This is a genomic window from Kiloniella majae (assembly GCF_002118315.1).
GTDB lineage: Bacteria > Pseudomonadota > Alphaproteobacteria > Kiloniellales > Kiloniellaceae > Kiloniella > Kiloniella majae.
Genome location: NZ_MTSZ01000003.1, coordinates 193,255 through 206,397, shown reverse-complemented (window position 1 = coordinate 206,397; position 13,143 = coordinate 193,255). Strand labels below are relative to the sequence as shown.

The 13,143-nt window shown below is 46.0% G+C and carries 14 protein-coding genes and 2 riboswitches; of the genes, 8 read left to right on the top strand and 6 right to left on the bottom strand.

Going from position 1 to position 13,143, the window contains the following annotated elements:
* The first annotated feature begins 32 nt into the window (after positions 1–32).
* The 5 genes from BKB51_RS10515 to BKB51_RS10495 all read left to right on the top strand — a co-directional run bounded on the left by BKB51_RS10515 (position 33) and on the right by BKB51_RS10495 (position 2,530).
* A complete protein-coding gene (locus BKB51_RS10515) occupies positions 33–377 on the top strand; it encodes an AtpZ/AtpI family protein (RefSeq protein WP_085901054.1) in 345 nt (114 codons plus the stop codon).
* Between the two features lie 45 nt (positions 378–422).
* Entirely contained in the window at positions 423–1,133 is a 711-nt protein-coding gene (locus BKB51_RS10510) for a F0F1 ATP synthase subunit A (protein ID WP_085901471.1), read from the top strand.
* Positions 1,134–1,200: 67 nt separating this feature from the next.
* Positions 1,201–1,428: a F0F1 ATP synthase subunit C gene (locus BKB51_RS10505; RefSeq protein WP_046503712.1), complete on the top strand. Its 228-nt coding sequence runs from the start codon at positions 1,201–1,203 to the stop codon at positions 1,426–1,428.
* A gap of 116 nt (positions 1,429–1,544) precedes the next feature.
* Positions 1,545–2,039, top strand: coding sequence for a F0F1 ATP synthase subunit B family protein (locus BKB51_RS10500; RefSeq protein WP_085901053.1), 495 nt, complete (start codon positions 1,545–1,547; stop codon positions 2,037–2,039).
* A gap of 2 nt (positions 2,040–2,041) precedes the next feature.
* Positions 2,042–2,530, top strand: a complete 489-nt coding sequence (locus tag BKB51_RS10495) for a F0F1 ATP synthase subunit B family protein (protein ID WP_085901052.1) — start codon at positions 2,042–2,044, stop codon at positions 2,528–2,530.
* A 109-nt stretch (positions 2,531–2,639) separates the two neighbouring features.
* Here BKB51_RS10495 and BKB51_RS10490 read toward each other — a convergent pair whose 3' ends face one another.
* From BKB51_RS10490 to BKB51_RS10470, 5 genes are all read right to left on the bottom strand, one after another.
* Positions 2,640–3,410, bottom strand: a complete 771-nt coding sequence (locus BKB51_RS10490) for a class II glutamine amidotransferase (RefSeq protein WP_085901470.1) — start codon at positions 3,408–3,410, stop codon at positions 2,640–2,642.
* Positions 3,411–3,730: 320 nt separating this feature from the next.
* Entirely contained in the window at positions 3,731–6,619 is a 2,889-nt protein-coding gene (gene gcvP / locus BKB51_RS10485) for an aminomethyl-transferring glycine dehydrogenase (protein ID WP_085901051.1), read from the bottom strand.
* A 104-nt stretch (positions 6,620–6,723) separates the two neighbouring features.
* Positions 6,724–7,101, bottom strand: coding sequence for a glycine cleavage system protein GcvH (gcvH, locus tag BKB51_RS10480; RefSeq protein ID WP_085901050.1), 378 nt, complete (start codon positions 7,099–7,101; stop codon positions 6,724–6,726).
* A gap of 116 nt (positions 7,102–7,217) precedes the next feature.
* Entirely contained in the window at positions 7,218–8,321 is a 1,104-nt protein-coding gene (gene gcvT, locus BKB51_RS10475; protein ID WP_085901049.1) for a glycine cleavage system aminomethyltransferase GcvT, read from the bottom strand.
* A 51-nt stretch (positions 8,322–8,372) separates the two neighbouring features.
* A riboswitch (glycine riboswitch) is annotated at positions 8,373–8,473 on the bottom strand.
* A gap of 1 nt (position 8,474) precedes the next feature.
* Positions 8,475–8,585, bottom strand: a riboswitch (glycine riboswitch).
* Positions 8,586–8,868: 283 nt separating this feature from the next.
* Entirely contained in the window at positions 8,869–9,420 is a 552-nt protein-coding gene (locus tag BKB51_RS10470) for a hypothetical protein (protein ID WP_085901048.1), read from the bottom strand.
* A gap of 248 nt (positions 9,421–9,668) precedes the next feature.
* On the opposite strand from BKB51_RS10470, the gene ispH reads away from it, so the two are divergent.
* The 3 genes from ispH to rnhA are packed head-to-tail and all read left to right on the top strand — an operon-like array spanning position 9,669 to position 12,093.
* On the top strand, positions 9,669–10,637 hold the full coding sequence (gene ispH / locus BKB51_RS10465; protein WP_085901047.1) for a 4-hydroxy-3-methylbut-2-enyl diphosphate reductase: 969 nt from the start codon (positions 9,669–9,671) through the stop codon (positions 10,635–10,637).
* A 50-nt stretch (positions 10,638–10,687) separates the two neighbouring features.
* Positions 10,688–11,653, top strand: coding sequence for a homoserine kinase (locus tag BKB51_RS10460; RefSeq protein WP_085901046.1), 966 nt, complete (start codon positions 10,688–10,690; stop codon positions 11,651–11,653).
* Positions 11,650–12,093 carry a ribonuclease HI gene (gene rnhA, locus BKB51_RS10455; protein WP_085901045.1) on the top strand — a complete coding sequence of 148 codons (444 nt, stop codon included), beginning with the start codon at positions 11,650–11,652 and terminating at the stop codon, positions 12,091–12,093. The genes BKB51_RS10460 and rnhA overlap by 4 nt, the downstream gene beginning before the upstream one ends.
* A 38-nt stretch (positions 12,094–12,131) precedes the next feature.
* On the opposite strand, the gene BKB51_RS10450 is transcribed toward rnhA, so the two are convergent.
* Positions 12,132–12,935 carry a flagellin N-terminal helical domain-containing protein gene (locus BKB51_RS10450; protein ID WP_085901044.1) on the bottom strand — a complete coding sequence of 268 codons (804 nt, stop codon included), beginning with the start codon at positions 12,933–12,935 and terminating at the stop codon, positions 12,132–12,134.
* Positions 12,936–13,143: the final 208 nt, after the last annotated feature.

Sequence of the window (13,143 nt, the reverse complement as noted above, 5' to 3'; positions counted from 1 at the left end):
TCAAATGGTAGCCATCAGGAAGGCTTAATCAAATGCCGGAACCTGAAGATCGTTCGTCTTTGACGGACCTGGATAAAAGACTGCGCGCGGCTCGCGAGCGTCAAAATCAGGTAAACAAGCCTGAATCCAGTAACCGAGCTGATGCAGCAAGCGGTATGGCGGTAGGTTTCCGCATATCGGTAGAAATAGTTGCAGCCCTGATAATGGGGTTCGGGATAGGTTACTATCTCGATCAATTATTGGGGACAAAACCTTGGTTGATGATCATTTTCTTCTTCCTAGGTATCGGGGCAGCCTTTGCCAATGTGGTCAGGGTTGCTAAACAGTTAGAAAACAAAAAGCGTTTTCGCGATAATCGCGAAGATCGCGCAGAGTAAAATTAGAGGGGAAAGCTCGTGGCATCAGGTGGTTCAATCGACCCAATGCACCAGTTTGAGGTAACAACTCTTTTACCAATCCAACTAGGTAATTACGATATCTCCTTTACCAACTCAGCACTGTTTATGTCGCTGAGCGTTCTACTCGTAACAATTTTCCTTGTAGGATCAACACGTGGACGTGCACTCGTTCCCGGTCGTTGGCAAAGCATGGCAGAGATGAGCTATGAGATGGTTGCGAACCTTCTCCGGGATAACGTCGGCTCAGCCGGACGTCAGTACTTCCCGTTTGTCTTTACACTGTTCATGTTCATCCTCTTTGGAAACGTAATCGGTCTCGTACCGGGTACCTTTACATTCACCAGCCACATCGTCGTAACTTTTGCTATGGCAATAATTATTTTTCTGGCTGTGACTGTCATCGGGTTCGCCCGCCACGGAGCAGGCTTCCTTCGCCTCTTCTTCCCACATGGTGCGCCATTGTGGACGGCTGTGATCCTTATCCCGATCGAACTGGTTTCTTACCTTTCACGACCCATCAGCCTTTCTGTTCGTTTGTTTGCGAACATGGTTGTTGGCCACGTTCTTTTGAAGGTCATCGCTGGCTTTGTCATCATGCTCGGTGTGTTTGGGTTTATCCCGCTCGGCGTGCTTGTTGGCATTACAGCGCTGGAATTCCTGGTGGCGGCTTTACAAGCGTATGTCTTCACCATTCTGACTTGTATCTACCTGCATGATGCGATCCATCTGCACTAAGATCTTTTTGGAAATCGTAACTTTTTTATCTATCTAACGCACAAGCGTTATAAGGAGCTCGAGAATTATGGAAGCAGAAGCTGCAAAACTCATTGGTGCTGGTCTTGCTACTCTAGGTATGATTGGTGCAGGTGTTGGTGTTGGTAACGTATGGGCTAGCTACTTCCAGTCCATCGCTCGCAACCCAGCGTCTAAAGACGAAATTGGTGCGAACATCTGGATTGGCTTTGCTGTTACAGAAGCGATCGCACTGTTCTCTCTACTAGTTGCTCTGATCCTTCTGTTCGTAGCTTAATTGGAACAGATTGTTAGGCCGATATTCTCTGATACCCTATGGGTGTTTGATGATATGTCGGCCTATCAGACTTTTATCTGATCCGATTTTGATAACTGAACAAGGCGTGTAGCACGATGCCACAATTTGAACAAATCGATACGTTCGTAGGCCAAATCTTTTGGCTTATCGTTACCTTCGGTGTGCTCTACTTCCTGATGGCCAAGGTTGCTTTGCCACGTCTGGCCTCGATTTTGGAAGAGCGCGAAAATAGAGTTTCTGGTGATCTGGAAAAAGCAGAACGCTTGAAGCAAGAAGCTGAAGAAGTCCTCGCGGATTATCAGAAAGCTATTGCTGATGCACGCGCTTCTGCTGTTGCCGCTCTGAAAGAATCTGCGGATGAAATCGCAGCCACTAGCGCCAAGCGCCAGGCTGAGTTTGATACCCAGCTTTCGGAAAAGGTTCAGATTGCCGAAGACAAAATTAATGCTGCCCGTAGCGAAGCTATGGGACACATTAAGGATGTTGCCAAAGACGTTGCCGCTGCCGCGACAAGTAAATTGCTTGGTACTGATGTAACCGACGCTAAACTCAGCAAAGCTGTTGACGAAGCACTAGGGGAGCAGAACTAATCATGGAATTACTTCAAAATCCTACATTTTGGGTTGGCGTTGCTTTTGCAATCTTTGTACTTCTTGTCGTTACTAAAGGCGGGAAAGGCATTGTTGCAGGACTGGACGCACGCGGTGAAGCCATTCGCAAGACACTTGAAGAAGCTCAAAATCTTCGGGAAGAAGCGCAAAAAACACTGGCTGAATACAAGCGCAAACAACGTGATGCTCTAAAAGAAGCTGAAGAAATCATTGAACACGCAAAGCAAGAAGCAAAGCGTGTTCAAGAAGAAGCTGCTGCTGATTTGGAAGAATCATTGAAGCGTCGCGAACAACAAGCCATGGACAAAATTGCTCAGGCAGAGACAGCCGCACTGAACGAAGTTCGTGATCAGGCCGTTGATGTTGCAATCACAGCAACCAGAAACATTCTGGCCGGTAGTATGACCAAGGCAAAAGCCAAAGCGTTGATGGATGATTCCATCGGCTCACTTGGCGAAAAGTTTCATTGATCTCTCTTAGATCAAGCAAATGAAAAAAACCGGCTCATCTGAGCCGGTTTTTTTGTGTCTTTGTGTCGATGATTTTCTGACTTACAGATAACTCAGATCATAATAAGCATTAGATTTTAAGAGAGACAATCTCTTTAACATCGGATTTCTCTGCCACAAGCACATGAGATTCAGGAACCTTGTTCCACCCCTCCTGATCGTCTGTTAACGGCTCAGAAACGACCACCAGATCACCGTCTTTGTATCTCCAGTACAATGAAGGCGCAAAACGGTCATTTGAATGCCTGAGGCAATAAAGCTTGTTTCCATCTGTTATTGCCATCGTACAGCGAAATGGTTCCTTGATATTTCGTTCTGCCTGCAATGTTTCAACTGTCTCGACCATTCTTCGAATTGCGTTAACAGGATCAGATTCCAACCCAAAATTAAACAGCATATAGAATAGCGCCTCACTGTCCGTTGTTCCCATACGTTTTGTATAGTGTTCGTCAGTGATGAACGCCTCTAGCGGGCGCCTGAACTGTTCATAGCCACCGACCTGGCCATTATGCATCCCCATCCAGTTCTTATAAGAAAAGGGGTGACAGTTTGCGCGTGAAGTTGCTGTCCCTGTAGAGGCCCTTACGTGGGCAAAAAAATGAGCAGACCTGATTTGAGACGCAAGATGTTGCAAATTACAGTCATTCCACGCCGGCATGGTCTCTCTGTATAAACCCGGCTCTTCCTTTTGACCGTACCATCCAACACCAAAGCCATCCCCGTTTGTCGCAACTTTTGCTTCAGTTGCGTGTTGAGATTGCTCAACAAGGGAATGTTGTGGTTTGAACAGTAACTCTTCCAAGAAAATCTCTTGCCCGGAATAGGCGAGCCAGCGGCACATAAAATCGCTCCAAATTGTAGGTTCTGTGAAAACAAACCTTTTGATATCTATATCAAGTAAACCAGATACATCAAAAGATGAACGGTATGTTACTCTCATTCAACGTATCAGCAATAGACATCCTGCATTTTATAAAATAAAAAAAGGAGTCCGTGTTTGCACACGAACTCCAGTCCCAGCAATGGGCGGGAACAGGGTGCGGCCCTATCCCAAGTATGTTAAGCCGTCCCTTGCCTAACATACACGCCCTATGAGGACGGAGAGATCAGATAAATGAGACACCCAGCAATGGTCCCATCTGGTCTCTCCGCTTCAGCGGCCTATTCAGCCGCGTCTCGGTAGCTCTCGATTGAAGGGCAAGAGCAAATCAAGTTACGATCGCCATAAACGTTATCTACACGTCCAACAGGCGCCCAATATTTACCGTCACGAAGGCTTTCAACAGGGTAAGCTGCTTCTTCGCGGGTATAGGGATGATCCCAGCTTTCAGACAGCATTGATGCCGCTGTATGCGGAGCATTACAAAGCATGTTGTCTTCAAGAGGTAATTCACCAGAAGCAACCCGACCGATTTCTTTACGAATTGAAATCATGGCATCCGCAAGACGATCAATCTCGTATTTGGATTCTGATTCAGTCGGCTCAATCATCAAGGTTCCCGGTACCGGGAAAGACATCGTTGGCGCATGGAAACCATAGTCGATCAAACGCTTGGCGATATCATCGACCGTAATGCCGATATCATCCTTAAGTGGACGAACATCAATGATACATTCATGTGCAACCATACCGTTCTTTGATGTGTAAAGAACCGGATAGTGGTCGGAAAGACGCTTCGCCAGATAGTTTGCATTCAAAATCGCCATCTGTGTCGCTTTTTTCAGACCCGACGCGCCCATCAGCTTCAGGTAAGTCCAGGTAATAGGAAGAATACTCGCAGATCCCCAAGGTGCAGATGTTACAGCCCCCTGTCCTGTCTCTGGTCCAGCCTCAGCAACGAGGGAGTGATTTGGCAAGAAAGGTGCCAGGTGTTTACCTACACCGATTGGCCCAACACCTGGTCCCCCACCACCGTGTGGGATACAGAATGTTTTGTGCAGGTTAAGGTGCGAAACATCACCACCGAACTTACCGGGCTTAGCCAAACCAACCATCGCATTCATGTTGGCCCCATCAACGTAAACCTGTCCGCCGAAGTCATGAACGATGCCACATGTTTTACGAACTTCTTCCTCAAACACACCGTGTGTCGAAGGATAAGTGATCATAATAGCAGCAAGGTTTTCCTGATGCTTTTCAGCTTTGGCATAGAGGTCGTCGTTATCGACGTAACCTTCGTCATCACAATTAACGACAACAACCTTCATACCAGCCAAAGCAGCAGAAGCAGGGTTCGTTCCGTGTGCAGATGCCGGGATCAAACAGATATCACGCTGCGTATCCCCACGGCTCTCATGATACTTACGAATAGCCAGAAGACCGGCATACTCGCCCTGAGATCCAGAATTAGGCTGTAAAGAAACCGCATCATAGCCGGTCACTTCAACGAGCATATCTTCCAGATCTTTTATCAGCTCAAGATACCCTTCAGCCTGATCAAGGGGTACGAACGGGTGAATTTCACCAAACTCTGGCCATGTGACAGGAATCATTTCTGTCGCAGCGTTCAGCTTCATCGTACAAGAACCCAAAGGAATCATTGCACGATCAAGACCAATGTCCTTGTCACAAAGCTTACGCAGATAGCGCATCATTTCTGTTTCAGAATGATAGCTGTTGAACGTCGGGTGCGTCAGAAAATCAGTGCTACGGGCAAGAGCTTCTGGAAGATTATTCGGAGCTGATTTATCGAGGCTATCTACACTTTGACCATCAACACCAAAGACACCCCAAAGAGTTGAGATATCATCACGTGTCGTTGTTTCGTCCAGTGAAACGCCCAGTGTATCAGCGTCAACAACACGAAGGTTCATTTTGTTTTCACGTGCTTTGGCTGCAATCGCCTCTGCTTTTCCCTTCACATTAAGGGTCAGCGTATCAAAGAAAGCATCGTGAACAACGTTTACGCCGCCAGCTTTCAAGCCCGCGGCAAGAATAGATGCAAGTCGTGATATTCTGCGTGCAATTGTCTTCAGACCTTCCGGACCGTGGTAGGTCGCATAGAAACCAGCCATGTTTGCCAACAGTGCCTGTGCCGTACAGATGTTGCTGGTCGCTTTTTCACGACGAATATGCTGCTCGCGGGTCTGAAGCGCCATACGAAGAGCTGGTTCGCCATGCGTATCAACTGACATACCAACAAGACGTGCAGGAATAGAACGCTTGTACTTGTCATGTGTTGCAAAGTAACCAGCATGCGGTCCACCAAAGCCCATTGGCACACCGAAGCGCTGTGCAGAACCTATTGCAAAGTCAGCACCAAGCTCACCCGGGCTTTTGATAAGTGTCAGCGCAAGAATATCTGCAGCAATCCCGGCAAGACCTTTGTTATCCTGAACAGCCGCGATTAGATCACTGTAATCTTCAATACGACCGGAAGTACCAGGATACTGGAACAACGCACCATAAACAGCTGCCGGATCCAAATCCTTACGTGGATCACCAATAACAACTTCATACCCCAGAGCTTCTGCACGCGTTTTAATAACGGCGATGCTCTGCGGCAAAAGATCCTGATCAACAAAGAAAGCTTCTGCTTTGCTTTTGGCAACACGGCGACAGAAAGTCATTGCTTCAGCAGCGGCAGTCCCTTCGTCAAGCATAGAGGAATTCGCCAATTCCATGCCCGAGAGATCACTGATCATTGTCTGATAGTTAAGAATCGCTTCCAAGCGACCCTGGGAAATTTCAGCCTGATAAGGTGTATAAGATGTATACCAGCCAGGATTTTCCAGAACGTTTCTCAGGATAACTTTAGGAACATGTGTGCCGTAGTACCCCATACCAATGAAAGATTTGAAAACCTTGTTTTTGGTCGCAAGGGACTTGGCATGAGCCAAAACGTCAACTTCAGTCTGACTCTCCGCCATATCAAGTGGAGAGGTCTCTCGAATAGCTTCCGGGACTGTTTTATCAGAAAGCTCTTGCAGAGAACCAAGCCCCAGCAGTGCAAGCATTTCGGTTTGCTCTGCCTCAGTTGGTCCAATATGGCGGCGAACAAAATCTGTTTTTTGTTCGAGGTCTTTTAAAGACACATTAGTATCAGACATGGCGAATTCCTTAATCATCAGATCTGCGACCAGCTCTAATAAGCTGGCGCGGATCAAACTTACTTAGATCTTATTTTCTTTGACGCAGGTATTACCCCTGCCACCTAACCTTGGGCGGCGATGAAAGCTTTATAGCCAGCTTCATCCATCAACTCTTCAAGCTGAGAAGCATCTGTTATTTTCACTTTGTAGAACCAGCCTTCACCCATAGGTGCAGAATTAACAAGGCTTGGCTCATCAACAAGAGCTTCGTTGCCTTCAATCACTTCACCGTCACAGATAGCAAGAACTTCACTGGCGGCTTTTACTGATTCAACAACAGCAGCTTCATCGCCCTGCTCAAGATCTTTGCCTTCTTCTGGTACTTCAACGAAAACAACATCACCCAGCTGTTCCTGAGCAAATTCTGTGATCCCAACGGTACCGATGTCACCGTCAACAACAATCCATTCATGGTCTTCACTGAATTTAACTTCGCTCATAATCCTGATCCTCTAACAAATTGTTTTTATTTCAGAGCTGCGTAATTGGGACGTTGCTCTGCGGTATCGTGGGTTTTCCCACTATAAATATTTCTCAAACGTTCCGTTTTTCGGAACTATCCTCGGAAATAACTCTTCTGTTCAAATGGCATTTTCACAACTTTACACGGCATCTCTTTGCCACGTACCAGTGCGTTCAATGCTGTGTCCGGAGCCTTGTAATCGGATGCCACATAGGCAATCGCAATTGGCCCACCAACGGAAGGGCCAAACCCACCGCTAGTGACCTTACCAACAACTTCGCCTTCAGCATTGGCAATTTCAACGCCCGGGCGCAATGGGGCGCGTCCTTCGGGAAGGATACCAACCAAACGTCTTGGGGCACCGTCGGCAATTTGTTTCAAGATGATATCATCACCAGGGAAACCACCTTCTACACGGCGACGCTTTTGAATAGCCCACAACAAGCCAGCTTCGATAGGTGTGGTTGTTGTATCAATATCGTTTCCGTACAGGCAAAGGCCCGCTTCCATGCGCAGCGAATCACGCGCGCCCAATCCAGCGACTTCAACTTCGGCTTCATCAAGAAGACGGCGAACAATCGTAGCTGCCTTATCAGCAGGAATTGCAATTTCATAACCATCTTCACCCGTATAGCCAGAACGGCTAACCTGGCAACTCACACCATCGATTTCCAGGGTCATGAAGGTCATAAATTTCATATCAGCACACCGGGCATCAAAACGTGCCAGTACATCAACAGATTTCGGCCCCTGCAGTGCAATCAAAGCGTTGTCATATTCGACTTCGACTTCAACCTGATCACCAATTTTGGATTTGATGTGCGCGATATCAGCATCTTTACAAGCAGCGTTGATCACTAGGCTCAATCCGCCCGGCACCTTTGTGATCATCAGGTCATCAAGAATGCCACCATCATCATTTGTGAAGAAGCTGTAACGGATAGAGTTTTCCGCCAAACTTTCCAAATCAGCGGGAAGAAGGCTTTCCAATGCAGAGATCGCATTTTCCCCCATCAAACGAACAATACCCATGTGCGAGACATCAAAAATCGCTGCTGACGCACGTGTATGTTTGTGCTCTGTCATAATACCAGCCGGATATTGAACAGGCATGGAATAACCAGCGAAAGGAACCATTTTGGCACCAAGTTCCACATGCAGATCATAAAGAGGTGTTTTTTTAAGGTCTTCCGACATAACCAAGCTCCAGAGCACAAAAGGTAAAACACAACGGTGACTTAACCATTGCATCCCCCTCTGTCTTCGAACCTGAGAGATTCACAAAAGATGTTTAGCACCCTTTGCTTACTCCGTCGGTGTCTCGCGGTACGCAAAACTTTCCAGAGTTGCCTGCCTCTTGCGGTCCATGTGCCTGAGAGTTTCCGGGGCGGTTGCTCCTTCGGCGCTGCTCGTACTGTTTCTGTTAAGAAACTTTACAACAATCTCTCCCGCGAGAGGTATTTCAGCAATAGCTAGATTGTATCATAACAACCTAACTTGGCTAGAGATTTACGCTGTTCTGAAAAAAAGTCAACCACAGACGACACAAATTCTAGTGAACACGACAAATTGCAAGCAAATACAATTACTTATTTCCGATAGGAAATTTTCATACCATAGATTCTTGCGTGTCCACGATAAGAAACATAGGTGCTTTATTATCGTAGCAGCACTAAATTCTCAGCCTTGTTCAAAAAGTCACACTCTTAAGCGACAAATTTAAGGAGGCTGATATTGAAACAGGTTATATTTTAGTGCGGTTATAATAAAGCTCGCTACGTGTTAGTTCAAACCCGATGAAAATAATATAGTCGGCTCCGGTCTTGCCATTGCGTAGTGGTATCGTCGGAAAAATATTGTCCACCAAAGCAATCGAGGTTCTGTTACCTTCAAACGGCGCGACAAGATCAAAAGATTCCCGGCTCAAGATTTTGCGATCATGTGTGGCGACAGCAACAAAGTAATTGAACTTAGCACCACCATCACTTGCTGGTCCTTGAGTAAGTTCGAAGCGGACGACAACCTGATTATTCAAATTGTTTGTTTCTTCATCCAGAACACAAACATTCGCAAAATTATTGATAGACGCTTCAAATGCCACATCCGTTAAATCACGCCCCTGCCCCTGAAACCGTGTCATTTCTTCGGCTTCTTTAAGAACAATAATCTCGGGGCAAGCGGGTGGAGCTTCTTCAGGTTCAATCAAACCGCAACCGGAAAGAATTAGGGATGCAAACACAACAGCGCCTGACTGGAAAGAAACGCGCGACAAGACTCTAGAGAACAGGCGACCCATAAAATGTTTTATCCCTTAATCTGACAAGGATTAAAATGATTTAACTAACCAAACAATGAGATCATAGCTTGGCTATTGATGAATATCTTTCATACAGTTACTCCTAAATACAAATATACCAAGATAGAAGCAAGCCGTACGATGTTTAAGATCATGCTGATTAGCTCTTTTCTCAGCTTCTGCACTGTATTAGTTTCGCGATAACAACAGATGGGCTATTCTCATCAACAGCTACACGGACGAAAATAATGACTAAAAGCGATCTTACAATATTACTTGCCAGTCCAAGAGGGTTTTGTGCTGGAGTAGATCGTGCCATTGAAATTGTAGAACGGGCCCTCGTAAAACATGGAGCTCCCGTTTACGTTCGTCACGAAATTGTTCATAACAGATACGTTGTTGAATCTCTGGAGCAAAAGGGCGCTGTTTTTGTAAAAGAACTCGATCAAGTCCCCGAAGGACTTCCAGTCATTTTCTCAGCCCATGGTGTACCTAAATCTGTACCAGCAGCCGCACAAGCACGTGAACTCTTATACTTTGATGCAACCTGCCCTTTGGTGAGCAAGGTCCATAGAGAAGCAGAACGTCACGAAAAAGACGGGCGTCAGGTCATACTTATTGGACATGCTGGACACCCCGAAGTAATAGGCACAATGGGTCAACTAAATGATGGGTCCATTGTCCTTGTGGAAACGGAAGAAGATGCTGAAAATCTGGTCGTTGAAGATCCTGACAATCTCGCGTTTGTCACCCAGACAACTTTATCGGTGGATGATACAGCTTCTATCGTAAAAACATTGATGCGCAGATTTCCGAATATGCTTGAACCCAAAAAAGAGGATATCTGTTACGCGACGACCAATAGACAAGAAGCCGTCAAAGCAATCGCGACAAGATGCGATGCGTTGCTGGTAATCGGCGCACCCAACTCTTCAAATTCAAAACGCCTTGTAGAAGTTGCCTATAAACAGGGGTGTGAAAAAGCTGCATTGGTACAGCGAGCTACCGATATTAAATGGGATGCTTTAAATGGGGTAAAAACCCTGGGGATTACAGCAGGTGCATCTGCTCCGGAAATCCTCGTTGAAGAAGTTATTGATGCCTTCAAAGAACATTACAACGTATCAATCGAAGAAATTAATATCCGTGACGAAAACGTTGTTTTTAAAGTTCCCAAGACACTGCTTGATACACCTGCAACAAAAGATATTCGCTAAAGCATCCATCAGATTGCTTTACCAAAACATTACTTTTCACTGAGATAACAATGGCCGTTTACACAGAAGTCCCTGATGATGAAGTTGAAAGCTTCCTCACCGAATATGACATTGGTGATGTGCTTTCCCTTAAAGGTATCGCAGAAGGTGTCGAGAACTCGAACTATATTCTCAATACAACCGAGGGACACTATATTCTTACACTCTATGAAAAACGTGTTGAGAAGGCTGATCTCCCTTTCTTTCTTGGTTATATGCAGCACTTGGCCGCCAAAGGCATTTCCTGCCCAGTCCCCATTGCGGGCAAAGACGGAAACAATCTGAGAGAACTCTGCGGACGTCCCGCGGCAATCACCGCCTTTCTGGACGGAATGTGGCCAAGACGAATTCAACCATTCCATTGTCGTGCCTTGGGAAAAACCATGGCTGAAATGCACCTTGCAGGACAGGATTTTTCTCTGACCAGGCCCAATGCATTATCCGTCAAGGGGTGGAAAGAGGTACTGGACGCTTGCGAAGGCAAAGGTGAGCAGGTGAAACCAGGCCTGACAGATACATTGAACGAAGAATACCAGTATCTGAAAAAACACTGGCCCAAAGATCTACCTCAAGGCGTTATCCATGCAGATATGTTCCAGGATAATGTCTTCTTCATCCATGAAAAACTCTCGGGAGTGATTGACTTTTACTTCGCCTGTAACGATCTACTGGCTTATGAGCTCGCCATCTGTCTGAATGCCTGGTGTTTTGAGCTGGATAACTCTTTTAATATTACAAAAGCCCAACTTATGCTTCGGGCCTATCAGGAAGTGCGTCCGCTAACACAAGATGAACTAGAGGCGCTTCCCCTTCTTGCTCGCGGCGCATCTCTGCGCTTTTTGCTAACAAGACTCTATGACTGGGTAAACCATCCCGAAGGTGCTTTTGTGAAACCAAAAGATCCGATCGAATACCTGAACAAATTGAAATTTCACCAATCCGTTAAAAGCATTGCTGATTATGGAATAACTTTATGAATCAAAGAACTCCTGTTGAAATTTTTACAGATGGCGCCTGTTCAGGTAACCCCGGCCCCGGGGGGTGGGGAGCGTTACTAAGATACAAGGATAATGAAAAAGAACTTTGCGGTGGCGAAGCAGAAACCACGAACAATCGCATGGAGCTTCAAGGAGCAATATCCGCACTAAACGCCCTAAAAAAACCATCTTACATCATTCTGACAACCGACAGCGTCTATGTGAAAGACGGTATTACAAAGTGGATTTTTAACTGGCAAAAGAACGGTTGGAAAACAGCGAATAAGAAGCCCGTTAAAAACGCAGAGCTTTGGCAGGATTTAGTTGCAGCCCTGAAACCTCATGACGTGGAGTGGCGATGGGTTAAAGGTCATGCTGGACACCCAGAAAACGAACGCGCAGATGAACTCGCACGAAAAGGCATGGCCGAATACAAGTAAGACCATGCCTTTATGGAAATGCAGTAAGAAAACCGATTCTAGTTTTCTAAAATCTTCAGCAAAGCCTGAGGATTTTTATTGGCTTGCGCTTGCATTGCCAGCTCGGCTTCGTTCAGCACCTTTGAGGTGACTAAGCTAGTAACCTGTGCAGCAATATCCGCATCAGCCAAGGCTGAATTCGCAGCAGACACGTTCTCAATTTGGCTCGCAATATTTTCACCCGCAACTTCAAAACGTGAGACTGTTGCCCCAACTTCTGCTCTGGCATTACTCACCTGATTGATCGCGCTATCGATAGCACCAATGGCTGTCGTCGCATTAGCGGCACTATCTACAGTTAACCCAGATATTCCCAAAGCTGTACCCGTGACATCGACACCATCAAGAGAAATTGTGTCGCCGACATCTGTTCCAACAAGAAAATCAGAACTATCGGTATTATCCAAGAGTCCTCGACCATTGAACGTGGTCTGGTTTGCAATCTCAGAAACTTCATCTCTAATCTGAACGAATTCTGCATTTATCGCTTGAAGACTGGCAGGATCTTGCGTCCCACCTAAAGCTTGCGCGGCAAGCTCTTTCATCCTCATTAAACCATCAGAAATTCTGGCAAGTCCGCCATCAGCGATTTGACCAATACTGGCCCCTTGCGCTGCTGTTGCTGCATTTTGATTGAGAACAACAGTGTCTGATTGCAAAACAGTCGAAATCGCCAATGAAGCCGCCGCATCGGAAGCTCTTGGAATATTCGACCCACTAGCAAGTTTGTTGATACTATTTTCCTGCAAACGTGAATTTTGCAGTGACGCCGCATTAATCGACGCGCCATTAACGGTAGGCATTTGACCGTCTCCAATACTTAGAGAGTGTTACGCGCATACCTGCGCAGTGCACCAATACTATTCCCGTTATTTTGAGCCTATTAGCGAAAAAAATCAATAATTTACGTATTCAAACCACCTTACATTTTAATAAAATTTTAGCTAATTTGTACATTGCCTATAAAATAAATTATTTTTCAGTGACTTGGAGGATTCGTAAAAACGAACG